The organism is Streptomyces phaeolivaceus (assembly GCF_009184865.1).
GTDB lineage: Bacteria > Actinomycetota > Actinomycetes > Streptomycetales > Streptomycetaceae > Streptomyces > Streptomyces phaeolivaceus.
The window spans coordinates 3,710,839-3,736,269 of sequence record NZ_CP045096.1 but is presented as its reverse complement, the minus strand read 5'-3'; the positions used below and the strand labels follow the sequence as shown (position 1 = coordinate 3,736,269).

26 protein-coding genes are annotated in these 25,431 nt (G+C 70.6%); 16 read left to right on the top strand and 10 right to left on the bottom strand.

Going from position 1 to position 25,431, the window contains the following annotated elements; genetic code table 11:
- Window positions 1–14: 14 nt before the first annotated feature.
- On the bottom strand, window positions 15–497 hold the full coding sequence (locus F9278_RS17540) for an Lrp/AsnC family transcriptional regulator (protein ID WP_193241534.1): 483 nt from the start codon (window positions 495–497) through the stop codon (window positions 15–17).
- 122 nt (window positions 498–619) lie between these two features.
- Here F9278_RS17540 and hppD point away from each other — a divergent pair, with 122 nt between their 5' ends.
- Window positions 620–1,765, top strand: coding sequence for a 4-hydroxyphenylpyruvate dioxygenase (hppD, locus tag F9278_RS17535; RefSeq protein ID WP_152169211.1), 1,146 nt, complete (start codon window positions 620–622; stop codon window positions 1,763–1,765).
- Between the two features lie 220 nt (window positions 1,766–1,985).
- On the opposite strand, the gene F9278_RS17530 is transcribed toward hppD, so the two are convergent.
- Window positions 1,986–3,374 carry a tetratricopeptide repeat protein gene (locus F9278_RS17530; protein ID WP_226966780.1) on the bottom strand — a complete coding sequence of 463 codons (1,389 nt, stop codon included), beginning with the start codon at window positions 3,372–3,374 and terminating at the stop codon, window positions 1,986–1,988.
- A gap of 96 nt (window positions 3,375–3,470) precedes the next feature.
- Here F9278_RS17530 and F9278_RS17525 point away from each other — a divergent pair, with 96 nt between their 5' ends.
- Window positions 3,471–4,871 carry an FAD-binding oxidoreductase gene (locus tag F9278_RS17525; RefSeq protein WP_152169209.1) on the top strand — a complete coding sequence of 467 codons (1,401 nt, stop codon included), beginning with the start codon at window positions 3,471–3,473 and terminating at the stop codon, window positions 4,869–4,871.
- 28 nt (window positions 4,872–4,899) lie between these two features.
- Here the strand turns inward: F9278_RS17525 and F9278_RS17520 are convergent, their stop codons facing one another.
- Complete coding sequence (locus F9278_RS17520) at window positions 4,900–5,313, bottom strand: SsgA family sporulation/cell division regulator (protein ID WP_152169208.1); 414 nt, start codon at window positions 5,311–5,313, stop codon at window positions 4,900–4,902.
- A 302-nt stretch (window positions 5,314–5,615) separates the two neighbouring features.
- On the opposite strand from F9278_RS17520, the gene F9278_RS17515 reads away from it, so the two are divergent.
- Together F9278_RS17515 and F9278_RS17510 are read left to right on the top strand one after the other, a co-directional pair.
- The gene (locus F9278_RS17515) at window positions 5,616–7,283 is read left to right on the top strand and encodes an RDD family protein (protein WP_152169206.1); all 1,668 of its coding nucleotides are present in this window, start codon (window positions 5,616–5,618) and stop codon (window positions 7,281–7,283) included.
- Window positions 7,284–7,366: 83 nt separating this feature from the next.
- A complete protein-coding gene (locus F9278_RS17510; protein WP_152169205.1) occupies window positions 7,367–8,056 on the top strand; it encodes an RDD family protein in 690 nt (229 codons plus the stop codon).
- A gap of 90 nt (window positions 8,057–8,146) precedes the next feature.
- On the opposite strand, the gene F9278_RS17505 is transcribed toward F9278_RS17510, so the two are convergent.
- Window positions 8,147–8,437, bottom strand: a complete 291-nt coding sequence (locus tag F9278_RS17505; RefSeq protein WP_152169204.1) for a hypothetical protein — start codon at window positions 8,435–8,437, stop codon at window positions 8,147–8,149.
- Window positions 8,438–8,828: 391 nt separating this feature from the next.
- Here F9278_RS17505 and F9278_RS17500 point away from each other — a divergent pair, with 391 nt between their 5' ends.
- Entirely contained in the window at window positions 8,829–11,180 is a 2,352-nt protein-coding gene (locus F9278_RS17500) for an immune inhibitor A domain-containing protein (protein WP_193241533.1), read from the top strand.
- Window positions 11,181–11,477: 297 nt separating this feature from the next.
- Entirely contained in the window at window positions 11,478–11,762 is a 285-nt protein-coding gene (locus F9278_RS47140; protein WP_226967302.1) for a hypothetical protein, read from the top strand.
- Between the two features lie 6 nt (window positions 11,763–11,768).
- On the opposite strand, the gene F9278_RS17490 is transcribed toward F9278_RS47140, so the two are convergent.
- Entirely contained in the window at window positions 11,769–12,356 is a 588-nt protein-coding gene (locus tag F9278_RS17490; protein ID WP_152169202.1) for an isochorismatase family protein, read from the bottom strand.
- A gap of 273 nt (window positions 12,357–12,629) precedes the next feature.
- Window positions 12,630–13,958: a nicotinate phosphoribosyltransferase gene (locus F9278_RS17485; RefSeq protein ID WP_152169200.1), complete on the bottom strand. Its 1,329-nt coding sequence runs from the start codon at window positions 13,956–13,958 to the stop codon at window positions 12,630–12,632.
- A gap of 122 nt (window positions 13,959–14,080) precedes the next feature.
- Here F9278_RS17485 and clpS point away from each other — a divergent pair, with 122 nt between their 5' ends.
- The 8 genes from clpS (at window position 14,081) to F9278_RS17445 (ending at window position 19,914) form a co-directional block, all read left to right on the top strand.
- A complete protein-coding gene (gene clpS / locus F9278_RS17480) occupies window positions 14,081–14,398 on the top strand; it encodes an ATP-dependent Clp protease adapter ClpS (protein WP_152169198.1) in 318 nt (105 codons plus the stop codon).
- 11 nt (window positions 14,399–14,409) lie between these two features.
- Window positions 14,410–15,012, top strand: coding sequence for a DUF2017 domain-containing protein (locus F9278_RS17475; protein WP_152169197.1), 603 nt, complete (start codon window positions 14,410–14,412; stop codon window positions 15,010–15,012).
- A 219-nt stretch (window positions 15,013–15,231) separates the two neighbouring features.
- The gene (locus F9278_RS17470; RefSeq protein WP_152169196.1) at window positions 15,232–16,695 is read left to right on the top strand and encodes an amino acid permease; all 1,464 of its coding nucleotides are present in this window, start codon (window positions 15,232–15,234) and stop codon (window positions 16,693–16,695) included.
- 89 nt (window positions 16,696–16,784) lie between these two features.
- Window positions 16,785–17,207, top strand: coding sequence for a Mov34/MPN/PAD-1 family protein (locus tag F9278_RS17465; protein WP_152169194.1), 423 nt, complete (start codon window positions 16,785–16,787; stop codon window positions 17,205–17,207).
- Between the two features lie 92 nt (window positions 17,208–17,299).
- On the top strand, window positions 17,300–18,367 hold the full coding sequence (locus F9278_RS17460) for a LacI family DNA-binding transcriptional regulator (RefSeq protein ID WP_152169193.1): 1,068 nt from the start codon (window positions 17,300–17,302) through the stop codon (window positions 18,365–18,367).
- 99 nt (window positions 18,368–18,466) lie between these two features.
- On the top strand, window positions 18,467–18,562 hold the full coding sequence (locus F9278_RS48475; RefSeq protein WP_020115562.1) for a putative leader peptide: 96 nt from the start codon (window positions 18,467–18,469) through the stop codon (window positions 18,560–18,562).
- A gap of 116 nt (window positions 18,563–18,678) precedes the next feature.
- The gene (locus F9278_RS17450; RefSeq protein ID WP_152169190.1) at window positions 18,679–18,957 is read left to right on the top strand and encodes a MoaD/ThiS family protein; all 279 of its coding nucleotides are present in this window, start codon (window positions 18,679–18,681) and stop codon (window positions 18,955–18,957) included.
- Window positions 18,958–18,963: 6 nt separating this feature from the next.
- On the top strand, window positions 18,964–19,914 hold the full coding sequence (locus F9278_RS17445) for a PLP-dependent cysteine synthase family protein (RefSeq protein ID WP_152169189.1): 951 nt from the start codon (window positions 18,964–18,966) through the stop codon (window positions 19,912–19,914).
- A gap of 219 nt (window positions 19,915–20,133) precedes the next feature.
- On the opposite strand, the gene F9278_RS17440 is transcribed toward F9278_RS17445, so the two are convergent.
- Window positions 20,134–20,610, bottom strand: coding sequence for a type II toxin-antitoxin system PemK/MazF family toxin (locus F9278_RS17440; protein WP_152169188.1), 477 nt, complete (start codon window positions 20,608–20,610; stop codon window positions 20,134–20,136).
- A 291-nt stretch (window positions 20,611–20,901) separates the two neighbouring features.
- Here F9278_RS17440 and F9278_RS17435 point away from each other — a divergent pair, with 291 nt between their 5' ends.
- Entirely contained in the window at window positions 20,902–21,654 is a 753-nt protein-coding gene (locus tag F9278_RS17435; RefSeq protein ID WP_152169187.1) for an MBL fold metallo-hydrolase, read from the top strand.
- Window positions 21,655–21,728: 74 nt separating this feature from the next.
- On the opposite strand, the gene F9278_RS17430 is transcribed toward F9278_RS17435, so the two are convergent.
- The 3 genes from F9278_RS17430 to F9278_RS17420 all read right to left on the bottom strand — a co-directional run bounded on the left by F9278_RS17430 (window position 21,729) and on the right by F9278_RS17420 (window position 25,048).
- A complete protein-coding gene (locus F9278_RS17430) occupies window positions 21,729–22,982 on the bottom strand; it encodes a PTS transporter subunit EIIC (protein WP_152169186.1) in 1,254 nt (417 codons plus the stop codon).
- Window positions 22,983–23,093: 111 nt separating this feature from the next.
- On the bottom strand, window positions 23,094–23,660 hold the full coding sequence (locus F9278_RS17425; protein WP_193241532.1) for a DUF2087 domain-containing protein: 567 nt from the start codon (window positions 23,658–23,660) through the stop codon (window positions 23,094–23,096).
- Window positions 23,661–23,773: 113 nt separating this feature from the next.
- Window positions 23,774–25,048, bottom strand: coding sequence for a PTS transporter subunit EIIC (locus F9278_RS17420; protein ID WP_152169184.1), 1,275 nt, complete (start codon window positions 25,046–25,048; stop codon window positions 23,774–23,776).
- Between the two features lie 132 nt (window positions 25,049–25,180).
- On the opposite strand from F9278_RS17420, the gene F9278_RS17415 reads away from it, so the two are divergent.
- The gene (locus F9278_RS17415; protein WP_059081259.1) at window positions 25,181–25,414 is read left to right on the top strand and encodes a glucose PTS transporter subunit EIIB; all 234 of its coding nucleotides are present in this window, start codon (window positions 25,181–25,183) and stop codon (window positions 25,412–25,414) included.
- Window positions 25,415–25,431: the final 17 nt, after the last annotated feature.

Here is a 25,431-nt window from a genome sequence, read left to right as displayed (position 1 = left end):
ACCCCCAGGGTCGGCTACAGCGTCCCGTCCGGATCCTGTGCCGCCTGCTCCACCAGCGGGATGATCCGCAGCGGAACGGGGTTCTCCATGACGATCGCCGTGGCGGCCCGGACGATGCCATCAAAACCGACGACCCGGTCGATCACCCGCTGGAGATCGGCGTTCGACCGGGCCACGAGCCGGCACAGCATGTCCCCGCTGCCGGTCGTCGTGTGCAGCTCCAGCACCTCCGGCACGGTCGCCAAGTGGGCCCGTACGTCCGGCCCTTGCCCCTGCCGGATCTGGAGCGTCGCGAACGCCGTGACCGGGTAGCCGAGCGCGGCCGGGTCCACCTGCGGGCCGAACCCGCGGATGACTCCATTCGACTGAAGCCGGTCGAGCCGGGCCTGCACGGTGCCCCGCGCGACCCCCAGCCGCCGCGACATCTCCAGCACCCCGATCCGCGGCTCGCGCGCGAGCAGGACGATCAGCCGGCCGTCCAGATGATCGATCGCCATGAGGCCTCCCGAGGTGGTCATCCTGTACAGAACAAGCCCGAGCATGGGCATCCCACTGTGCGGATTGTCCAGCCGATACGCGAACTGTTGCGCACCTTGCGGGCGCGGAGGAGTCTGCGGCCATGACGCAGACCACGCACCACGCCCCCCACACCGCACGGCAGGCAGACCCCTTCCCGGTCAAGGGAATGGACGCGGTCGTCTTCGCCGTGGGCAACGCCAAGCAGGCCGCCCACTACTACTCCACCGCGTTCGGCATGCGCCTCGTCGCCTACGCCGGCCCCGAGACCGGCAGCCGCGAGACGGCGAGCTACGTCCTGGAGAACGGCTCGGCCCGGTTCGTCCTCACCTCGGTCGTCAAACCCACCACCCCCTGGGGCCACTTCCTCGCCGAGCACGTCGCCGAGCACGGAGACGGCGTCGTCGACCTCGCCATCGAGGTCCCGGACGCCCGTCGCGCGTACGCCTACGCCGTCGAACACGGCGCGCGTTCCGTCACCGAGCCGTACGAGATGAAGGACGAGCACGGCACGGTCGTCCTCGCCGCGATCGCCACCTACGGCAAGACCCGGCACACCCTCGTCGAGCGCACCGGCTACGACGGCCCGTACCTCCCCGGCCACGTCGCCGCGAGCCCCCTCGTCGAGCCGCCCGCCCACCGCACGTTCCAGGCCGTCGACCACTGCGTCGGCAACGTCGAACTCGGGCGTATGAACGAGTGGGTGGAGTTCTACAACCGGGTCATGGGCTTCACCAACATGAAGGAGTTCGTGGGCGACGACATCGCCACCGAGTACAGCGCGCTGATGTCGAAGGTCGTCGCGGACGGCACGCTCAAGGTCAAGTTCCCGATCAACGAGCCCGCCATCGCCAAGAAGAAGTCCCAGATCGACGAGTATCTGGAGTTCTACGGCGGCGCGGGTGTGCAACACATCGCGCTCAACACGAACGACATCGTGCGGACGGTACGGACGATGCGGGCGGCCGGGGTCGAGTTCCTCGCCACGCCCGACTCGTACTACGACACGCTGGGGGAGTGGGTCGGGGACACCCGCGTCCCCGTGGACACCCTGCGTGAGCTGAAGATCCTCGCGGACCGGGACGAGGACGGGTATCTGCTGCAGATCTTCACCAAGCCGGTCCAGGACCGGCCGACGGTCTTCTTCGAGATCATCGAGCGACACGGGTCGATGGGCTTCGGGAAGGGCAACTTCAGGGCGCTGTTCGAGGCGATCGAGAGGGAGCAGGAGAAGCGGGGCAACTTGTAAGGGCGCCCAGTGGGGTGGGGGTGCGTTGCGTTGTCGGGTGCGGGTCCGGTGGGGGCCGGTCGCGCAGTTCCCCGCGCCCCTGAAAAAGCAGGGGCCGCGCCCCGTGCTTTTTCAACGGCCCGCAGGGGCCGTTGCTCTTGGGGGCGCGGGGAACTGCGCGAGAAGCCCCACCGGACCCGCACCCGACAACGCAACGCAACGCAACGCACCCCCCGAGCTGTCACGCGACATACGGATTCAACCGCCGCGCCTCCTCCAGATGCCGCCGCGCCGGAGCAGCCAACCCCAAGGCCCGCTCGATCACCCCCCGGTGATACGCGTACACCGCACTCCGCACCTCCCCACCCCGCGCCCGATCCGTCGCCCGCCGCGCGAACCCGAGCGCCTCCCCGTCCTCCCCGGCCCGATGCAACGCCCACCCCAGCGCGTCGGCCACCCGCAGCCCCGGCTGGCGTTCCCACTCCGCCCGCAGCACCCGCACCGCCACCACCGGATCCCCGTGGTCCGCCTCCAGCGCCCCGAGGACGAGCGACTCGTTCACCCCGGCCGCGGCGGACCGTGCCACCAGCGCCCGCACCACCCCGTACCGCTCCCGAGCATCCCGCCCCCGCCCCAGCGACTCGTACAGCTCGCCCAACCGCAGCGCGACCGCTGCGGAGGGCCGCCGGGCGAGGGAGTCCCGGTACGCCCGCACCCCTTCCCCCGTCCGCCCCAGCGCGGCCAGCGCACGCCCCCGGCACGCGTCGCCCTCCGGCTCACCCCGCGCGGCCGAGCAGTACCGCAGCGACTCCGCCGCCTCCCCTCGCTCCCAGGCCAGCTCCCCGGCCCGTACCCACCACGTGGCGCCCGCGGCCGACGGTCCCGCCATCGTGGTCTGCGAGGCCGCCGCGTCCGAGAGCGCCGCCGCCGCGTCCTCACGCGCCCCCTGGTCCCAGTGGACCTGCGCGGCCTTCACCCGTGCCGCGGGACCGGAGTCCAGGGTCAGCAGGGTGGCCAGGGCCGCGCGGGACTTCTTGTAGCGGCCGAGCCCGTCGTACGCGTCGACGAGCCGCGCGTACGAGGTCCAGCGCCGCGGCGCCACCCGTACGGCCTCCTCGCCCCAGCCTTTCGCCGCCCGGAAGTCACGGCGGGCGACGGCGAGGGCGGCCAGGCCTTCGAGGGCGTCCGCGTTGCCGCCGGGCCACAGGCGCAGCGAGGTGCGCAGGGCGCGTTCGGCCCGGGGGTAGTCGGCGACGGCGCCGGTCCGCAGCGCCCGTTCGGTGTACGCCGTACCGAGCACCGCCCAGGAGACATGGTCACGCGGCCGGGCCCGTACCCGGGCCTCGTGCTCCCGGACGGTGGCCGCCACCCGGGACAGCGCGACGGGCATCCCGGCCGCCACCCGCCGCCCCTCGGCTCCGGCCGCACCCCGCACACCCGCCGCCGCCCGCCCGGAGTCACCGCCGGCCCCGTCCGGCGGCACCGCCATCAGCACACCCCCGAGCACGAAGCACCCGGCGACCGCCCAGGCCACACCCCGCCCGTGCCACACCGCCGCGCCCACCCCGCGCCCCAGCCGCCGTACCGTCCGTACCGCCCGCGCCGCCCGCTCCTGGTTCTCCACAGACATGCCGCTCACTGTGCGTCAGTACGACGACCACATCCCGCACCCGAACGCTCGCGCCGACGGGTTCACACCGATGGCCGCGAGTGTGAAGCTTGGATCATGAGCCGTGTCCAAGCCCCGAGTGACGAGACGACCGGCAACCTCGTCGACCGTCTGCTGAGCGGCCTGCCGGCGGAGGCGGTCCTCGTCGATCCGGACGTGACGACCTCGTACGCCAACGACATGGCGAGCTTCTGCGAGGCGGGTGTCCCGGCGGTCGTCGTCCTGCCCCGGACCGTCGACCAGGTGCGGCACGTCATGCGTGTCGCCACGGAACTGCGCGTCCCGGTGGTCCCGCAGGGCGCCCGCACGGGTCTGTCCGGGGGCGCCAACGCCTCCGAGGGCTGCGTCGTGCTGTCCCTGACGAAGATGGACCGGATCCTGGAGATCAACCCCGTCGACCGGATCGCCGTCGTCGAACCGGGCGTCGTCAACGCGACGCTCTCCCGCGCGGTGAACGAACACGGCCTGTACTACCCTCCCGACCCCTCCAGCTGGGAGATGTGCACCATCGGCGGCAACATCGGCACGGCCTCCGGCGGGCTGTGCTGTGTGAAGTACGGGGTGACCGCCGAGTACGTCCTCGGGCTCGACGTCGTGCTCGCCGACGGGCGGCTGATGTCCACCGGCAGGCGCACCGCGAAGGGTGTCGCGGGCTACGACCTCACCCGGCTCTTCGTCGGCTCGGAGGGCTCGCTCGGCATCGTCGTCGGGGCGACCCTCGCCCTCAAGCCGCAGCCGCCCCAGCAGCTGGTGCTGGCGGCGGAGTTCGCGTCGGCCGCCGCCGCGTGCGACGCGGTGTGCCGGATCATGGCCGGCGGGCACGTCCCCTCACTGCTCGAACTCATGGACCGTACGACCGTGAAGGCCGTCAACGACCTGGCGCACATGGGCCTGCCGGAGACGACCGAGGCGCTGCTGCTCGCCGCCTTCGACACCCCGGACCCGGCCGCCGACCTCGCCGCGGTGGGGGAACTGTGCGAGGCCGCGGGCGCCACCCAGGTCGTCCCGGCGGACGACGCGGCCGAGTCCGAACTGCTGCTCCAGGCCCGGCGGATGTCGCTCACGGCGCTGGAGGCGGTCAAGGGCACCACGATGATCGACGACGTGTGCGTGCCGCGCTCGAAGCTCGGCGAGCTGATCGAGGGCGTGGAGCGCGTCGCCGAGAAGTACGACCTGACCATCGGGGTCTGCGCCCACGCAGGCGACGGCAACACCCACCCCACCGTCTGCTTCGACGCGGCCGACCCCGACGAGTCCCGGCGCGCCCGCGAGTCCTTCGACGAGATCATGGCGCTCGGCCTGGAACTCGGCGGCACGATCACCGGCGAGCACGGTGTGGGCATCCTCAAGAAGGAGTGGCTGGCGCGGGAACTGGGCCCGGTGGGGCTGGAGATGCAGCGGGCGGTGAAGTCCGTCTTCGACCCGCTGGGCATCCTCAACCCGGGCAAGCTCTTCTGACTCCCCGGGCCCGGTCCGCGTACCGGCCTCACTGGGCGAGGAGTTCGGCCAGGCCGTCGTCGATGCGCAGCATGTCGAACTCCGCACCCGGCGGCACCACCCGCAGGGTCCGCTCCAGCCAGGCCGACACGGCGGCGGCCGGCGCCTCCAGCAGGGCGTCCCCGTCCGGTGAGCTGAGCGCCATCAGCACCACGCTGCGGCCCGACACCTTCGTCGGCCACACCCGCACGTCCCCGTGCCCGCACGGCCGGAACACCCCCTCCACCAGCAGTTCCCGCGCGAACGTCCAGTGCACCGGACGGTCGGAGTTGATGTGGAAGGTGATGTGCACGGCGTACGGGTCGTCGCTGCGGAAGCCGAGCTTGGCCGGTACGGCGATGCTGCGCTCGGGCGACAGGACGAGCCTGAGCTCCAGTTCGCGCTCCACGACGGTGTGCCGCATGGTGATCGTTCCTCTCTCGTGGCGGGGTCCCTGTGGGCGGGCCCGTACGAGTGAGAGAGGCCGGGGCCCCGAACCATTACGCGGGTTCGCGAAACTTTTTTCCGAAGAGTCCACCGACCCGCCTTCCACCGACCACCGACCGCCTTCCACCGACCGTCTTCCGGTGCCCTCGCGGCCCGCTCGCCCGTAGCAGATTCGTGCGTGAATGGGGCGGGTCCGGAGGCAGCGGTCATGGACCGTGCCGGCGTCTGGTAGATCTGGATGCCTCCACCAAACCCACGAGCAGATACGGGACGACGGACATGAGCGCCCCAACCCCGGCCCCCGGCGACGACAGGCCCCGCGAAGGGTATTACCCGGACCCGTCCATTCCTGGATATGTCCGGTACTGGAACGGCGCGGCCTGGGTGCCGGGTACGAGCCGTCCGGCTCCCTCGGACGGAGAGCCGCTCGCCCCGCCGCCCGGCTCCGGCCCGTCCGGTGCCGTGGAGGAGACGGGCCCGCACTTCTTCGACGAGGACCCCGCGACCGACGGAGAGCCGGGCCGCCCGGCCGCCGACAAGCCCCTGCACGGCATCCGCCCCGAGCCCGCCTCCGCCTGGGGCGCCGACCGCTCCCGGCAGACCGGGTTCGGCGGCGACAAGGACCGCCGGGTCTCCTGGGGATCGTCCGGCGGCGTGGACCCCCGCCTCTCCCTCTCGGGCGGCGCCGACACCGGCCCGCCCGCCGACTCCGCCGCTTCCGCCGACTCCGGGCCCACGGCGAGCACGGACGGTACGGCGACGATCCCGCCGGCGGACGCCGACGACGAGGCCGGGTCCCCGCCGGGCACGGTGGTCTTCCGGCGCCCCGACACCTCCGGGGGCCCCGCCGAGAGCGGGGAGTCCGCGCGGTCGGAGGGCACCCTGACCTTCGGCCCGCCCTCCTCGCGCGCGGGCCGGCAGGACGGGGGCGCGCCCGCGTCCCCCGCCCCCTTCGGCTCGCCGCTGACCCCCGCCCAGGTGGCCGCCCAACAGGCCCTGGGCCTCGCCCCGCACTCCGCCGCGCCCACGACGCCACCGTCCGGACCCCAGCAGGGGCCGGGGACCGCCCAGGGCGCGCCGGCTCCGCAGCAGGGCCCGCAGTCGGGCAGCCCCGCCCCGGCGGCCCCGGCGGCGATCGCCCCGGCCGCGCCCGTGGCCCCGGCGCCGCGCCAACCCGAGTCGCAGCAGCCCCAGTTCGGCGGCGCCTTCCCGCAGCAGGCCCCGCAGACCCCACCGGTCGCGCCCGCCCCGCAGCTTCCGCGGCCCGCGCCTGGTGTGCCCCCGCAGGCCGCCGCCCGGCAGTCGGCCGAGCCCCCCATGGCCGTCGGCTCCGGCGGCGGGCAGCCCTCCTGGGCGCAGCAGGTGCACCGGCTGGCCGGGGGCGAGGGGGAGCAGCCGCCCGTCGCGCCGTGGAAGCCGGTGGTGGAGGACCCCTTCCAGGCGGCGGCGCGACGGCAGTCGGAGGCCAGACCCGCCGGGCTCGGCAGACGGCTGGCCGCCCGGCTCGTGGACAGCCTGCTCGTCGGCGCCGTCACGGCCGTGGCCGCCGTGCCGTTCGGCACCAAGGCGATGGACCACATCGACCAGAAGATCGACACGGCCAGGCTCTCCGGCGAGAAGGTCACCGTCTGGCTGATCGACGGCACGACCTCCGTCTACTTCGGCATCATCCTGGGCGTCCTGTTCCTGGTGAGCGCCCTCTACGAGGTGCTGCCCACCGCCAAGTGGGGCCGCACCCTGGGCAAGCGGCTGCTGGGCATCGAGGTCCGGGACATCGAGGGCCTCGAACCCCCGTCGTTCGGGGGCTCCCTGCGCCGCTGGCTGGTCCACACCGTCTCCGGGCTGCTCGGCATCGGGGTGATCGGCGTCCTGTGGTGCGTGTGGGACAGGCCGTGGCGCCAGTGCTGGCACGACAAGGCGGCCCGCACGTTCGTGGCCGGCGATTAGCGGTACGGGCGCGGGCACGGGGGCGTACCCCGTACGGCCCCGTGCCGGATGCGGATCCGGGGGGTTCGGGGTCGACTCGGGCCATGAGTACCGAACCGCCGCCCTTCGGCTCCGGTCAGTCCCCGGACGACGACCAGTTCAGGAAGCAGCCGCCCCCACCGCCCCAGGGCGGCGGCTCCCCGTACGACCCGCCGCCCCAGCAGCCGCCGCCGCACGGGGGCGGCTCGCAGCCGCCGTACGGCAGCCAGCCGCCTCCCTACGGCGGGGGGCCCTACGGCGGTGACCCCTACGGCGGTGGGCAGTACCCCAACGACCCGCTCTCGGGCATGCCGCCGCTCGCCGACAGCGGGAAGCGGGTGCTCGCGCGGATCCTCGACATGATCCTGGTGGGGATCGTGGTGGGGCTGCTGGCGTGGGCGTTCCGGATCAGCCAGTACTCGGTGGACTCGGACGACTTCGCGTTCGGCAAGTCCCTGGCGCAGGAGACGCTCGCGGCGGTCCTCTACATCGCCTACGACACGTACTTCACCGTCAAGAACGGACAGACCCTCGGCAAGCGGCTGTTCAAGCTGCGGGTGGCGAACCTCAACGACGGCTCCACGCCCTCCGTGCAGACCGCGCTGATCCGCGCGGCCGTGCTGTGGATCCCCTTCGCCTTCTGCTGCGCCTGCATCTGGACGGCGATCGCGGGCGGCTGGAGCTTCTTCGACAAGCCGTACAAGCAGGGTCTGCACGACAAGGCGGCCAAGACGGTGGTGGTCAGCGCCGGTTGAGCGGCTGCGCCCGCACGACGACGGCGGGTCCGGGATCGATGGTCCACGGGCCCGCCGAAGCGTTTCAGCAAGCTGTCACCGAGTGCCGGTTCAGGAACCCGTCGGCTCGTGCACGGGCTGTCGTACCGCCTCGGACTCCACGGTCGCCGGGGCCGGAGCCGGGGCGGCGGCGGACGCACGGGCGCGGCGCGCGGCGGCGCCGGGCGCGGGCTTGGGCAGCGGCACGGTCAGGGCGACGAGCAGGCCAAGTGCCAGGGCGGCCAGCGCGATCACAGCGATGCCCGCGCCGGAACTCGTCTGTGACAGCAGCAGCATGGCGAGGGTCGACAAGATCACGGTGCAGGAGCCGTAGGCGAGCTGTGCGGTCGTCGGACGAGGCATGGCAATCGTGTCCTCGGGTGGGAATCAAAGGTGAAGCACTGCAGTCGGCTTGGCTTCTGCCGACCTCCGGCGTTCCGCCAATCGACTCTATTCGCCAGGGTGCCCGAGTGGAACGACGGGTAAGCGTGACCTGACACACGGTGCCGGGTGCACAGGGGGCGCACGGAGTCATGGGGGGCCGCGCATAACGTCCGGGTAACGAACAAGCGCTTCCTCTGGACGCCGGTCGGCCGCCGATAACGGACTTGACCTGCCCATGTCAAGATCTGTTTTTTATTTCGAAACTCCGGTCGAATGGCGTCACTTGACTACACGCGTATACCGCGCGCGGAACCCTCCACATCCCGGGGCCATCCCCTTCCGCGCGAACGGACGCGGGGGAGGACCTCAAGTGACCAGTAGACCCTGGACGTTCAGAGCGGCGGCAATCGGCGTCGCGGTCGCCACGGCGGCGGCGACCATGTCGGCCCTCACGGTGGCGCAGGCGGCGGACACCGCGCCGGCGGCCGTGGACCGGCAGGACCCGGCGGACCACCAGCACGCCGACGACCACGACCTCGAAGGGCCCCTGAGCAAAACTCAGGAGGCCCAGCGCGAGGAGGCCCTGCAGCAGGTCATATCCGGCGACGCCACGGTCAAGGACCGTGACGGCTCGCAGGTCGTGCGGCTGGAGAGCAAGAAGGGCAAGAGCAAGTACGTCGAGCTGGGCCGCGAGAAGACCGACAAGATCTTCACGGTCCTCGTCGAGTTCGGCGACCAGATCGACAGCCGCTACGGCGGCACCGTCGGCCCGGCGCACAACGAGATAGCCGAGCCGGACCGCGCCCAGGACAACTCCACGGCGTGGCAGGCGGACTACGACCAGGCGCACTTCCAGGACCTCTACTTCGGCACGGGCAAGAACACCGAGTCGATGAAGAAGTACTACGAGAAGCAGTCCTCGGGCCGCTACTCGATCGAGGGCGAGGTCTCCGACTGGGTCAAGGTCCCCTACAACGAGGCCCGCTACGGCAACAACGCCTGTGGCCAGTCCACCTGCTCCAGCGTGTGGAACGTGGTCAGCGACGGTCTGACGTCCTGGGTCGCCCAGCAGAAGGCAGCGGGGCGCACCGACGCGGAGATCAAGGCGGACGTCGCCGAGTTCGACCAGTGGGACCGCTACGACTTCGACGGCGACGGCGACTTCAACGAGTCCGACGGCTACATCGACCACTTCCAGATCGTGCACGCCGGTGAGGACGAGTCCGCGGGCGGCGGAGCGCAGGGCGAGGACGCCATCTGGGCGCACCGCTGGTACGCGTTCGGCACCAACGCGGGCGTGACCGGCCCCGACGGCAACAAGCTCGGCGGCGCCAAGATCGGTGACACCGGCATCTGGGTCGGCGACTACACCATCCAGCCGGAGAACGGCGGACTCGGTGTCTTCGCCCACGAGTACGGCCACGACCTCGGTCTGCCGGACCACTACGACACCCAGGGCGGCGACAACTCCACCGGCTTCTGGACCCTGATGTCCTCCGGTTCCTGGCTCGGCACCGGCAAGGAGGCCATCGGCGACCTGCCCGGCGACATGACCGCCTGGGACAAGCTGCAGCTGGGCTGGCTCGACTACGACACGGCGAGGGCCGCGACCAAGTCGCGGCACAAGCTGGGTGTCGCGGAGTACAACACCAAGGACAAGCAGGCCCTGGTGGTGGAGCTTCCGAAGAAGGAGGTCACCACCGAGATCGTCGAGCCGGCGCAGGGGGCGACCCAGTGGTGGAGCGGCAGCGGTGACAACCTCTCCAACACGCTGACCCGTTCCGTGGACCTCACGGGCAGGTCCTCGGCGGCGCTGACCCTCGACGGCTGGTACGACATCGAGGCCGAGTACGACTACCTCTACACCGAGGTGTCGACCGACGGCGGCGCCAACTGGACCACGATCGACGGCACGGTGGACGGCGCGGCGATCCCGCGCGACGCCAGCGGCAAGCCCGCGCTCACCGGTTCCTCCGCCGAGCACAAGAAGCTGTCGTACTCCCTGGACGCCTACGTCGGCCAGAAGTTCGACCTCCGCTTCCGTTACGCGACGGACGGCGGCGTGGCCCCCCAGGGCTTCACGGCCGACTCCATCACCGTGACCGCCGACGGTTCCGCCGTCTTCTCGGACGACGCGGAGAGCGCGGACGCGGCCTGGACCGCCAAGGGCTTCTCCCGTGTGGGCGCCTCGATCACGGACGACTACGCGCAGTACTACATCGCCGAGAACCGTCAGTACGTGTCGTACGACAAGACGCTGAAGGTCGGCCCGTACAACTTCGGCTTCTCGACCACGCGTCCGTCCTGGGTGGAGCACTTCCCGTACCAGAACGGTCTGTTGATCTGGAAGTGGGACACCTCGCAGGCGGACAACAACACCAGCGTCCACCCGGGCACGGGCCTCGTCCTGCCGGTCGACTCGCACCCGGCGGCGCTGCGCTGGGCCGACGGCACGGTGATGCGCAGCCGGATCCAGTCCTACGACTCGCCGTTCAGCCTCTACCGCACGGACGGTCTGAAGCTGCACAAGGCGGACGCGCCGACCACGATCCCGTCGTCGAAGGGTGTGTCCACGTTCAACGACCGGACCAACACCTACTACGACACGGCGACCCCGCTGGCCGGTGTCAAGATCACTGACACCAACACCAAGATCGACATCGTCAAGGAGGCCGAGGACGGCTCGACGATCACGGTCAAGGTCGGTCCCGCAGTGAAGTAAACGGTATTTTCGCAGGTCAGAGCATGTCCGGCCGTGACCCCCTTGGCGGGTCGCGGCCGGACGTGTTTAGGTGCGGGGTGTGGCCTTCTTATTGACACTGACACGCACGGGGGTGTGACCTGCATGGCCGCAGGAGGTTTCTGCAGACTGCCGGACGGCAATGTCGTCGTCGCCCTGAACCTGCCGGGGGCGACGGCGGGGCGAGCGCTGCCCGGGGCGGCGACCGGGGCGCCGGTGGCACCCGGAGCGGTGTCCGGGGCGGTGCCGGGCGTGGTGTCCGGCGCCCGGCCCGGAGTCATGGCGGGGGTGCCCGCCGGGGCCGTGCCGGGGGACGGGTCCGTACGGGTCCTCGTCCTCGCCGCGAACCGGGCCCGCGCCCTCACCCGGCTGCGCAACCTGGGCATGCGGGCGATCTACCTCCGCGGCAACGCGGCGCCCCCGACGCCGGACGAGATCACCGCCGTCCTGCACCACCCCGACGGCCTCATATGGCGCACCTCCCCGGTGAGCCCGGCCTCCACGACCCCCGAACTCTGGCACCCGATCAGAGCGCTGCTGAGGAGGCCCACGGTGCGGGTGTGAGACCGCTCACACCACCGGCTTGCCCGAGAGTTCCACGCCCGCGTTCCGCAGTTCTTCCAGGGCCCGGTCCGTGGTCTCCTCGGCGACGCCCGCGGTCAGGTCCAGGAGGACCTGGGTGCGGAAGCCCTCGCGGGCCGCGTCCAGGGCGGTGGCCCGTACGCAGTGGTCCGTGGCGATGCCGACGACGTCGATCTCGGTGATGTCGCGGGCGCGGAGCCAGTCCGCGAGGGAGACGCCGTTCTCGTCGGCGCCCTCGAAACCGCTGTAGGCCGCGGAGTACGCCCCCTTGTCGAAGACGGCGTCGACCGCCCCGGAGGCGATCACGGGGGCGAAGTTCGGGTGGAAGCCCACGCCCTCCGTACCGGCGACACAGTGGGCCGGCCAGGAGTGGACGTAGTCCGGGTTGTCGGAGAAGTGGCCGCCGGGCGCGATGTGGTGGTCACGGGTGGCCACGACGTGCCGGTAGCCGGGACCGGCCGCCTGGCCGATCAGCTCGGTGATGGCGGCGGCCACATCGGCACCGCCGGCCACCGCGAGGCTGCCCCCCTCGCAGAAGTCGTTCTGCACGTCGACGACGATCAAGGCGCGGCGCATGGTGTCGGTGTCCTTCGACTCTTCGGTTCTCGGGTGTGGATGGATGGGCGTAAGGAATCGGCCGGGACTTCGAAACTGCGAACTTCCGAGCCTAGAGACTTCGAGGGCTGTTCGGGAGGGGGCATCCGGCGCTCGCCCGATGCGCGGACCGGAGCACAGGCCCACCACGCGGGCGCTCGGGGGCTCGCGGGAGAGCGCGCCGGACACATTCGCTCCGGCCCGCCCCCGGCGTGCCCCACCCCCAGCGTGCCCCCGCCCGCCGTCCCGCGCCGCTCAGACGTATTCCGTCGGAATGACCGCCTCGCCGCGCGACAGCTGCGTCGCCGACAGCGGCAGGTTCGCCCGCGCGGCCACATGCCGTTCGCGCACGACGTCCAGGGGCTCGCGGAAGAGCACCCGGCCGTCCTCGATCAGCGGGACGAGGAGCTGACGGTCCTGGAGGTCGTCGGGCACCGGCCCGGTGCCGATCACCTCGGCCTCCGCCACGCCGTGGTCGTCCAGCCGCCGGGCCGCCCACTTGCGGCCTCCCACGGACGTCTTCCCGCCGCTGGACCTCTTCGCCACGGCCACCAGCGGGTCCGTGGGGTCCGCCGACTCCGCTCGGGCGACGAGCTTGTAGACCATCGAGCAGGTGGGGTGCCCGGACCCGGTCACCAGCTGCGTACCGACGCCGTACGCGTCCACCGGCGCCGCCGCGAGCGAGGCGATGGCGTATTCGTCGAGGTCCGAGGTGACGATGATCCGGGTGTCCCTCGCGCCCAGCTCGTCCAGCTGCTGCCGCACCCGGTGGGCGACGAGGAGCAGATCACCGGAGTCGATGCGCACGGCGCCCAGCTCGGGCCCGGCGATCTCCACGGCGGCCCGTACGGCCTCGGCGACGTCGTAGGTGTCCACGAGCAGCGTGGTGTTCCGGCCGAGGGAGTCCACCTGGGCCTGGAAGGCGTCCCGCTCGCGGTCGTGCAGCAGGGTGAAGGCGTGGGCGCTGGTGCCGACCGTCGGGATGCCGTAGCGGAAGCCGGCGGCCAGGTCCGAGGTGGAGGTGAAGCCGCCGAGATACGCGGCGCGCGAGGCGGCCACGGCGGCCAGCTCGTGTGTGCGCCGGGCGCCCATCTCGATCAGCGGGCGCCCTCCGGCGGCGCTGGACATCCGGGAGGCGGCGGCGGCGATCGCCGAGTCGTGGTTGAGGATGGAGAGGATCACGGTCTCCAGGAGCACGCACTCGGCGAAGGTGCCCTCGACCCGCATGATCGGCGAGCCCGGGAAGTACACCTCGCCCTCCTGGTAGCCCCACACGTCCCCGCCGAAGCGGTAGCCGGCGAGCCAGTCGAGGGTCTGAGCGTCGACGATGGAGCGCTCGCGCAGGAAGCCGAGGACGGCCGGGTCGAAACGGCAGTTCTCGACCGCGTCCAGCACCCGTCCGGTGCCGGCCACCACGCCGTACCTCCGTCCCTCCGGCAGCCGCCGTGTGAAGACCTCGAACACCGAACGCCGCTCGGCCGTACCCGCTTTCAACGCGGCCTGCAGCATCGTGAGTTCGTAGTGGTCCGTGAAGAGCGCGGTCGAGGGGACGTCGACCGGCAAACCAAGGTCCGCTGTGTTCATGGCAAGGGATCGTACTCCCATTTCGTCAGTCTGACGATTTCTGGAGGATCTTCGCCGGAACGTTTCTCGTCGGCCCTGGTCACGGGCCCGCATTTGTGCGGGCACCCCCCTGTGGTGGCAGCATGGGCGGTGTGACGGCAGCCGTACCCATGGAGATCGAGAAGACCGAGTCGGCGGAGGAGACCTTCGCCGTACCCGAACCGGACGTTCCGTGGGTCACGATCGTCCACAACGACCCGGTGAACCTGATGAGCTACGTGACGTATGTGTTCCAGGCGTACTTCGGGTACTCGAAGGACAAGGCCACCAAGCTGATGCTCGACGTCCACCACAAGGGCCGCGCGGTCGTCTCCAGCGGATCACGCGAGGAGATGGAACGCGACGTACAGGCCATGCACGGCTACGGTCTGTGGGCCACCCTCCAGCAGGACCGGAAGTAGCGACGCACCTGATGCCAGGACAATTCGAAGCGCTCCCCGGCGGCGGCGCGGCCGTCGCGCTCGACGAGGTCGAGATCTCCATCATCCGCTCGCTGGCGGTACAGCTCCTGGAGCTGATCGGCCCGGGGCCCGCCGAGGACGCCGGTGACGACCCGCTCGCCGAACTCTTCGCCGAGGGCCCGAGCGAGCCGCCCAAGGACCCCGTCCTGCTGCGGCTGTTCCCGGACGCCTACAGCGATCCCGAGGGCACCCCGACGGCCCGGGAGGCGGAGGAGCAGCGGGCGTACTCCTCGGAGTTCCGCCGCTTCACCGAGAACGATCTGCGGGCCGGCAAGCGCGAGAAGGCGCTCGCGGTGATCCACTCCCTGGACGCGCTGGCCGCGACCGGTGAGGGCGGGGCCGTGCTGAAGCTGTCGGCGGAGGACTCCCGGCAGTGGCTCGGCTGCCTCAACGATCTGCGGCTCGCCATCGGCTCCCGGCTCGACGTCGTCGACGAGGAGGACACCGACCTCCTCTACCGCCTCCCGGACGAGGACCCGCGCAAGCCGATGGTGATGGCGTACCTGTGGCTGGGCGGTCTGCAGGACTCGCTCGTCACGACGCTGATGCGCTGAGGGAGCCGTCCGGGGTTCGCCGGATGTTCGCTCAGAGGACACTCGAATCCGAACAACGATCGCGTCACCCCGCCCGCGAGGGATGCCCTCGCGGGCGCTCTTCGTCCGGTTCTCCCTGTGTCGTGCGCCACGGAGCGGTCGGGGGATCAGGGGTGCGGCCGTGATAGATCTCCTGGACTGCCAGCACATCCGGGGGGATCGGCGAAAGGCACACCACACATGACCTCCGCTCAGGTCGACGAGAACGGCGACGAGGCCGTACGCGGCGACACGGCCGCCCATGGCGACGCACCCGAAGAGGGGTACGAGCGCGGGCTCGGCAGCCGCCAGGTCCAGATGATCGCGATCGGCGGCGCCATCGGCGTCGGTCTCTTCCTCAACGCCGGGGCGAACATCGCCAAGGCGGGCCCCAGCCTCATCCTGATGTACGCCATCGCCGGCGTGATCATCTTCTTCATCATGCGGGCGCTCGGCGAGCTGCTGCTCTACCGCCCCGTCTCGGGCTCCTTCGCGGAGTACTCCCGTGAGTTCCTCGGCCCGTTCTTCGGCTATTTCACCGGCTGGACGTACTGGCTGCTCTGGGTCGTCACCGGAATGGCGGAGCTGACCGCAGCCGCGATCTACATCAACTACTGGTTCCCGGAGATCCCGCGGTGGGTCTCGGCCCTGGTCTTCCTGGTCATCCTGTTCGTGGCCAACCTGATCTCGGTGAAGCTGTTCGGCGAGATCGAGTTCTGGTTCTCGATGATCAAGGTCACCGCGATCATCGGCATGATCGTGATCGGCCTCGGTGTCCTCACCTTCGGCTTCAGCGCCGCCGGCGACACGGCCTCGGTCTCCAACCTCTGGGCCCACGACGGCTTCTTCCCCAAGGGCATCGGCTCCTCCCTGATGACCCTCCAGGGCGTGATGTTCGCCTACCTCGCCGTCGAACTGGTCGGCGTCACCGCCGGTGAGTCCGAGAACCCGGAGAAGACCCTCCCCAAGGCGATCAACACCCTGCCCTGGCGCATCGCGCTCTTCTACGTCGGTGCCCTCACCGTCATCCTGTGCGTGGTGAAGTGGACCGAGTTCGCGCCCGGCGTCAGCCCGTTCGTGGCGGCCTTCGCGAAGATCGGCATCCCGGCGGGCGCCGCGATCGTCAACTTCGTGGTCCTGACCGCGGCCCTGTCCTCCTGCAACTCCGGCATGTACTCCACGGGCCGCATGCTGCGCACCCTCGCCGACAGCGGCGAGGCCCCCAAGGCCTTCAACAGGCTGTCCGCCACCAGGACGCCCGCGTTCGCGATCACCGTCTCCGTGCTCTTCATGGGCATCGGCGTGATCCTGAACTACCTCGTCCCCGAGAAGGCCTTCGAGTACGTCGTCTCCGTGGCCACCGGGGCGGGCATCTGGACCTGGCTGATGATCCTGGTCAGCCATGTCCGCTACCGCCGCGCGGTCGACGCGGGCCGACTGCCCGCCTCCTCCTTCCCGGCCCCCGGCGGCGCGGTCGGCAGCTGGATCGCCATCGTCTTCCTGCTCTTCGTCACCTGCCTCATCGCCTACGACCACGAGGCCCGCGTCAGCCTCTACGTCATGGCCGGCTGGGCGGCGGCCCTCGGTATCGGCTGGGCCGTGCTGAAGACCCGCGGCCCGGGGGTCACGGACCGCCGCGAGCCGGAGTTCGAGAAGATCGGCTGAGGTCCGCCGACAGGCGCGTCTGCCCAACATGTGGGCCGTCCCGTACCACGCCTCGGTACGGGGCGGCCCCTCTGCTTATCCTGGCGAGCATGCTGACCATCACCCAGTCACTCGTCGACCAGATCGTGGCCCACGCCCGCAAGGACCACCCCGACGAGGCGTGCGGCGTCATCGCGGGGCCGGAGGGTTCGGACCGGCCGGAACGTTTCATCCCGATGCTGAACGCGGCCATGTCGCCCACGTTCTACGAGTTCGACTCGGGAGATCTGCTCAAGCTCTACCGCGAGATGGACGACCGCGACGAGGAGCCGGTGGTCGTCTACCACTCCCACACCGCCACCGAGGCCCACCCCTCCCGCACCGACATCTCGTACGCCAACGAGCCCGGCGCGCACTACGTCCTCGTCTCCACCGCCGACACCGACGGCCTCGGCGAGTTCCAGTTCCGCTCTTTCCGGATCGTCGAGGGCGAGGTGACCGAGGAGGAGGTGCGGATCGTCGACGCGTACTGACCCGACGGCGGCGGGCGGCCTTCGCAGGTTTTCGAGGGTTACGGTGTCCGTACGCACGCGCACGCACACAACTGCCCGCGACGGAGACGGTGTTGACTCAACAGACGCGACGACTGCCCGGTCGGCGCCCCACCCTGGACGACGTCGCACGTGGCTCGGGCGTGTCCAAGTCCACCGTGTCACGGGTGATCAACGGCGAGGACAAGGTCCGCGCGGCGGTCGTCGAACGGGTCCGGGAGGTCATCGCCGAACTGGGCTATGTACCGAACTCCGCCGCCCGCCAGCTGGTCACCCGCCGCAACAACGCCATCGCCGTCGTCGCGAGCCAGCCGCAGAACCGGCTCTTCATCGACCCCTTCTTCGACCTCCACCTCCGGGGCATCCGCAAGGAACTCGTCGCCCACGGGGCGCAGCCCGTCCTGCTCTTCCTGGAGGAGCCCGAGGAGTACCCGCGCGTCGGCGACTTCCTGGGCGGCGGCCATGTCGACGGCGCCCTCCTGTTCTCGCTGCGCGCCGACGACCCGCTGCCCGGCATGATCGACCGCCTCGGCCTGCCCGCCGTCTTCGGCGGCCGGCCCCTGGTCCGCGAGGGCGAGCCCGCGCACGACCGGGTCTACGTCGACGCCGACAACCGGGGCGGCGCCCGCGTTGCTGTCCGCCATCTGGTCTCCCTGGGCCGGGAACGTGTCGCGACGATCACCGGCCCGGTCGGTCAGGAGGCCTCGGCCCTGGACCGTCTGGACGGCTACCGGGACGTCCTCCCCGGCGCCTCGCCGCTCCTCGTCGAACACTCCGACTACACCCGGCAGGGCGGCGCCGACGCCATGGCCGCGCTCCTCGACCGCCGCCCCGACCTGGACGCCGTCTTCGTCGCCTCCGACCTGATGGCCTCCGGCGCGCTCCAGGTGCTGCGCGAACGCGGGCGCCGGGTGCCCGAGGACGTGGCCGTCGTGGGCTTCGACGACCTCGCGCCCATCGCCGGGCACACCGACCCGCCGCTGACCACCGTCCACCAGGACATCGAGGGCATGGGGCGGCTGATGGCCCGGCTGCTGTTCAGCAGTACGGAGGACCCCGCGGGCGGCGGGGCGCAGGGGGCGGGACACCCCCTGTCCTCCGTGGTCACCCCCACGCGACTGGTCGTCCGGCAGTCGGCCTGACCCCCCGCCGAAGGGCGCGGTCTCACTCCCCGGCCCGAAACCGTCCGACATGTGGGATCACATTCCGGGACCCGGACCGGGAATCGATACGATGAGCCCATGGTTTTTGACGACGTGAGCGAGAAGACGCCGGGCGCCCTGCTCGTGGCGCGGCTGCACGTCGACCTGTGCAGGCTTGCCAGCGCCATCTGTTGACGCCGACCCCTGCCGCCGTACGGCCGTGAGCCGCGGCGCCACCCCCGGTGTGACCCCGCACTTCCGCGCTGCCGCGCGCCCACCGAACCGACCACTCCCGACAGGAGCCGCACACCATGGCCATCGAGGTCCGCATCCCCACCATCCTCCGCCAGTACACCGACGGTCAGAAGGCGGTGGAGGGGGCCGGTGCCACCCTCGCCGACCTGTTCACCGACCTGGAGACCCGTCACGCCGGCATCCACGCCCGCATCGTGGACGGCGGTGAACTGCGCCGCTTCGTCAACGTCTACCTGAACGACGAGGACGTCCGCTTCCTGGAGGGCATCAACACCAAGCTGTCCGACGGCGACAACGTGACGATCCTGCCGGCCGTGGCCGGCGGCATGGCCTGATCACCCATGCGCTACGACTCCCCGCTGGCCGCGGTGGGCAACACCCCTCTGGTGTGCCTGCCGCGGCTGTCGCCGTCCGCCGAGGTCCGTATCTGGGCGAAGCTGGAGGACCGCAATCCGACGGGTTCGGTCAAGGACCGGCCCGCCCTGCACATGATCGAACAGGCGGAGAAGGACGGCCGGCTCACCCCCGGCTGCACGATCCTGGAGCCCACCTCGGGCAACACCGGCATCTCCCTCGCCATGGCGGCCAAGCTCAAGGGCTACCGCATCGTCTGCGTGATGCCCGAGAACACCTCCCAGGAGCGGCGCGACCTGCTCGGCATGTGGGGCGCCGAGATCATCCCGTCCCCGGCGGCGGGGGGCTCCAACACGGCCGTACGCGTGGCGAAGGAACTCTCCGCCGAGCATCCCGACTGGGTGATGCTCTACCAGTACGGCAACCCCGACAACGCGGGCGCCCACTACGCCACGACCGGCCCGGAGATCCTGGCGGACCTCCCCTCCATCACCCACTTCGTGGCGGGTCTCGGCACCACGGGCACGCTGATGGGCGTGGGCCGCTACCTCCGGGAACAGAAGCCGGACGTCAAGATCGTCGCCGCCGAGCCGCGCTACGACGACCTCGTCTACGGGCTGCGCAACCTCGACGAGGGCTTCGTGCCCGAGCTGTACGACGCGTCCGTCCTCACCACCCGCTTCTCCGTCGGCTCCGCCGACGCGGTGACCCGTACGCGGGAGCTCCTGCAGCAGGAGGGAATCTTCGCCGGCGTGTCCACCGGCGCCGCGCTGCACGCGGCGATCGGCGTCGGCAACAAGGCGGTCAAGTCCGGCGAGCCGGCCGACATCGTCTTCGTGGTCGCCGACGGTGGCTGGAAGTACCTGTCGACGGGCGTCTACACGGCGGCGACGACGGAAGAGGCCATCGAGACGTTGCAGGGGCAGCTCTGGGCGTAGGGGGCGCCTAGTGGGGTGGGGACGCGGTTCGTCGGCGGCTGCGGGTGCGTGGGGGCTGGTCGCGCAGGTCCCCGCGCCCCCAAAAGACCCAGGCCCCCGCGGCCCTGAAAGGCGACCGGCGATGGGCCTGAAAAGCACGGGGCGCGGCCCCTGCTTTTCAGGGGCGCGGGGAACTGCGCGAGAAGCCCCACCGGAGCCGCACCCGCCGACGCACCCCCCTCAGGCCGACAGATGGCGGACCTGGTCCCAGAGGATCGGGTCGGCCACGCCGGCCTTGCGGCGGAAGTCGTGGACCGGGACGTCACGCAGCTCGCCCGTCTCCAGAAAGCTGGGACGCCCCCGCACATCACCTACCGTGCCCGGCGGCAGCGGAATCACCCCCGCCCGTTCGTCGCGGTAGCGGCTCGTGATCTTGGCGACCCGGGCGCGATCCCCCCGCACGGCCAGCACCAGACACGGCCGGTCCTTGCCCCCGGGCCCGTCCTCGAACGGCACACTCGCCCACCAGATCTCCGCGGGCCGGGGCCGCGGCACAGGCCCCCGCGCCCGCTCGGGACGCCCCGGCGGACGCGCCCGCCCACCCGGCCGTCGCGCCCGCCGAGGCGGCCGTCGCGACCGCCCCCAACCGTCGACGAGCGTCGCGAGCAGCGCCAGCGACACCACCGCCGCGAGCGCCAACCACCAGGACGTGTCCATGGCCCCGACGGTACCGGCGCGCACCACGCCACGCCCGCCCCGTCACACGCCCACGCGCCGTCCGATACCACCTCACCCCGGCTCGAACACGCCTCAACGGCCCTACCACCAGCCGAACCGGTGACACCACAGGTGAGTTCGCCCACAACGACCCCTGGCGGAGGAGCGACCCACCCTTTTGCGCCTTACGCTCAACGGACCGCACCACGCCAGTTGCACCCACGTCCGTCCTTCGCAACCCCGCTAACTGCAATCTGCAATCCGCAACCCGTCGCGGAGGTTAAAGCTCTCATGAAGCTCACCGTCGTCGGCTGCTCGGGGTCGTTCCCGTCCGCGGAATCGGCCTGTTCGAGCTACCTCGTAGAGGCCGACGGCTTCCGGCTGCTCCTCGACATGGGCAACGGTGCCCTGGGCGAGCTGCAGCGCCACTGCGGTCTCTACGACCTCGACGCGATCTTCCTCAGCCATCTGCACGCCGACCACTGCATCGACATGTGCGCGTACTTTGTCGCACGGTACTACCGCCATGACGGGGGCCGCTGCGACCCCATCCCGGTCTACGGACCGGAGGGCACCGAGCAGCGCCTCACCACGGCCTACGCCGACACCCCGTCCGCCTCCTCCATGAGCGAGGTCTTCGACTTCCACACGGTCAAGCCGAGCACGTTCGAGATCGGCCCCTTCACCGTCCACACGGAACGGGTCGCCCACCCCGTCGAGGCGTACGGCATCCGGATCGAGCACGACGGCCGGGTCCTGACGTACTCCGGGGACACCGGCGTCACCGACACCCTGGACGAACTGGCCCGCGACGCCGACCTGTTCCTGTGCGAGGCCGCCTTCACCCACGGCAAGGAGAACATCCCGGACCTCCACCTCAACGGCCGCGAGGCCGGTGAGACGGCCACCCGGGCCGGCGCCCGCCGCCTCGTGCTCACCCACGTCCCGCCGTGGACCGACCCGCAGGTCAACCTCGTCGACGCCCGCGCGGTGTACGACGGCCCGGTGGAGCTGGCGGTGCCGAGGATGTCGTACGAGATCTGAGCCTCCTGGGTGCGCGAAGGCCCCGGAACCTTCCCGGTTCCGGGGCCTTCGTCATGCCGTACGGCGGTCGGATCTCACGCCTTGGTGAGGTCCTCCACCTCCTCCTCGGGTTCGCGGCCCGGGGTGGGGAGGTTCCAGTTGGTGATGGCGAAGCGGAAGACGAAGTAGTAGACCGCAGCGAAGACCAGACCGATCGGGATGATCATCCAGGGCTTGGTGGCGAGGTTCCAGTTGAGGAAGTAGTCGATCGCACCGGCCGAGAAGCTGAAGCCGTGGTGGACGCCCAGGGCCCAGGTGACGGCCATCGAGATGGCGGTCAGCACCGCGTGGATGACGTACAGCACCGGCGCGATGAACATGAACGCGAACTCGATCGGCTCGGTGATACCGGTGACGAACGAGGTCAGCGCGAGCGAGAGCATCATGCCGCCGACGGCCTTGCGGCGCTCCGGGCGGGCGGTGTGCGTGATCGCCAGGGCGGCGGCCGGCAGCGCGAACATCATGATCGGGAAGAAGCCGGTCATGAACTGGCCGGCGGTCGGGTCGCCGTGGAAGAAGCGCGGCAGGTCACCGTGCCAGACGGCACCGGAGGCATCCTTGAAGGAGCCGATCTCCTGCCAGGCCACCGTGTTGACGAACTGGTGCATGCCGACCGGCAGCAGCGCGCGGTTGATCGCGCCGAAGATGCCCGCGCCGACAGCGCCGAGGCCGGTCATCCACTCGCCGAAGTTGGTGATCACACCACCGATGGGCTCCCAGACCAGACCGAAGAAGACACCGACGGCGGTACCGATGAAGGCCATCAGGATCGGCACCAGACGGCGGCCGTTGAAGAAGCCCAGCCAGTCGGGGAGCTTGGTGCGGTGGAAGCGCTGCCAGGTGACGGCGGCTATGAGGCCCATGATGATGCCGCCGAAGACCTTGGGGTCGTTGTAGGTTGCGGCGACATCCGCACCCTTGGTGACCTGGGCCTCGGTGATCGGGAACGCGGTCAGCACGTTCTTGTACACCAGGAAGCCGACCAGCGCCGCCAGCGCGGTGGAGCCGTCGGCCTTCTTGGCGAAGCCGATGGCGATGCCGACGCAGAACAGCAGCGGCAGGTTGGCGAACACGGCGTCGCCGGCTGTGGCGAACACCGAGGCCACCTTGTTCCAGCCGAGCCCGTCCTTGCCGAACACGTCGGCCTGGCCGAGACGCAGCAGGATGCCCGCCGCCGGCAGCACGGCGATGGGCAGCTGCAGACTGCGGCCGACCTTCTGAAGGCCCTGGAAAAGACCGGATCCCCACTTCTTCGCGGGGGCCGCCGTTGGCGCGGTGGCGGTGCTCATAGACTTCCTCCATCGGGTGGTGGTCTACACCACTCAGTGGTGTAGACCTGTTGTAGCAGATGGGGAAGGGATCAGGAACCCTCGGTTCCTACCCGGATTTCGGACGACTCGTCAGACTCGTACGTACCGTGTGCCCGACTCGTCCCGGCGCAGCAGTTCCTCGTCCACGAGCGCCCGGCGCAGGGTCACCCAGTCGTCGAACCACTGGCCGCAGAGGGCGTTGACCTTGGCCTCGGAGTAGGTGACCCCGGCCTCGAAGGAGTCGGCGACGACGGCGAGCACCCGGGCGCGCACCTCCGTGGCACCGGGGATCGAGGTCAGTCGGCCCTTGCGGAAGTAGGCCCCCGCGCCGTCCCCGCCGCCACGCCCGGAGATCCGCACCTCGGCCCGGACGGCCAGCCGGAACGTGTCGTCCAGGAGCCGATAGGCGCGGGCCTCGGTGTCGTACGCGGCGATCCGCCCGTCGACGAGCCCGCGCAGCGCGACCGCGGCGGCGGCCGGGCGCAGCCCCGTCCGCTCGGCCACCTCTTCGAGGCGGGTGGCGCCGAGCGCGAGCGCCGCGAAGGCGTCCCGCCGATCGGTCTGCGCGAGCACGCCGACGAGATCGCGGCAGGAGGGCGGCGGGTCCTCGACGGAGGGGAGGTCATGGGTGTCGGGTGTGGTGCGGGATGTGTTCACGGGTGTCAACTTCCGGTTGGCCGTAGGGTATTGGCCCGCACCTCGGGTGCGGGCCCGGCCTCTACGACTACCGCGCCTCCCATGGGCCGGAGCAACCGAATTCCGTCGCCGGACTACGGCTTCGTCATGTCCTCCACCTCGTCCTCCGGCTCCCGCCCCGGGGTCTTCAGATCGAACCTCGTGATCGCGAACCGGAAGATCACGTAGTACACGACCGCGAAGCACAACCCGATCGGGACGATCAGCCAGGGTTTGGTCGCGAGGTTCCAGTTGATGACGTAGTCGATGAGCCCGGCGGAGAAGCTGAACCCGTCGTGCACCCCGAGCCCCCAGGTCACCGCCATCGACGCACCGGTCAGCAGCGCGTGCACGACGTACAGCCCGGGTGCGATGAACAGGAACGAGTATTCGATGGGCTCGGTGATGCCCGTGACGAACGACGTCAGCGCGACCGACGTCATCAGCCCGCCGACCTCCTTGCGGCGGCTCGGCTTCGCGCAGTGCGTGATGGCGAGCGCGGCGGCCGGCAGCGCGAACATCATGATCGGGAAGAACCCGGAGGTGAACTGCCCCGCGCTCGGGTCCCCGGCGAGGAACATGTTGATGTCGCCGTGCACGACCTCCCCGTCCGGCTTGGTGTAGCTGCCGAACTGGAACCAGATGGGCACGTTCAGGAACTGGTGCAGCCCGATGACGAGCAGCGCCCGGTTCGCGATCCCGAACACCCCCGCGCCCCACGCGCCCAGACCGTTCAGCCAGTCGCTGAAGCTCTCCAGCGCGTCACCGATCGGCGGCCAGATCCACAGACAGAGCGCGGCGAACGCGATCGCCACGAACGACATGATGATCGGCACCAGCCGCCGCCCGTTGAAGAACCCGAGCCAGTCCACCAGCTTCGTACGGTGGTAGCGCTGCCAGAGGTACGCGGTGAGCAGCCCGATCACGATCCCGCCGAAGACCCCCGGGTTCTGGTACGAGAACGCCGCCACCGTCCCCTCCGGTGTCCGGCAGCCCACGTCGACGGCCTTGGAGCCCGGCGCGCAGTCCTTGGGGAACTCGTGCAGCACGCTGTAGTAGACGAGGAACCCGGCGACCGCCGCCAGCGCCGTCGTGCCGTCCGACTTCCGGGCCATGCCGATCGCCACGCCCACGCAGAACAGCAGCGGCAGGCCCAGCTCGCCGTTGAGCAGCGCGCCGCCCGCGCCGTCCATCACCTTGGCGACGTCCGTCCATCCCAGCCCCTCGTCGCCGAACATGTCCGGCTGGCCCAGGCGGTTGAGGATGCCCGCGGCCGGCAGCACGGCGATGGGCAGTTGGAGGCTGCGGCCCATCTTCTGCATGCCCTGGAACAGATGGGTGCTCTGGAGTGCGCTGCCGGCGGCGTTCATTTGGTGACCGTTCGTCCGGTGGTGTAGACCAGTAGTCATCCTTCGGTACGGACGGCAGGGACGCTCGCGAAGCTGGGCCAACTGTGGGTTACTGCGGCAAACAGGTAAAAGGGAACAAAGGGGAGAGTGGGCATGGCCAGTAAGGCTGAGAAGATCGTCGCCGGGCTCGGTGGCCTCGACAACATCGAAGAGGTCGAGGGCTGCATCACGCGCCTGCGCACCGAGGTCCGTGACGCCTCCCTCGTGGACGACGCCGCGCTCAAGGCCGCCGGTGCCCATGGCGTCGTCAAGATGGGCACCGCGATCCAGGTCGTCATCGGCACGGACGCCGACCCCATCGCCGCGGAGATCGAAGACATGATGTAGCCCTGAGCGCGATGAGG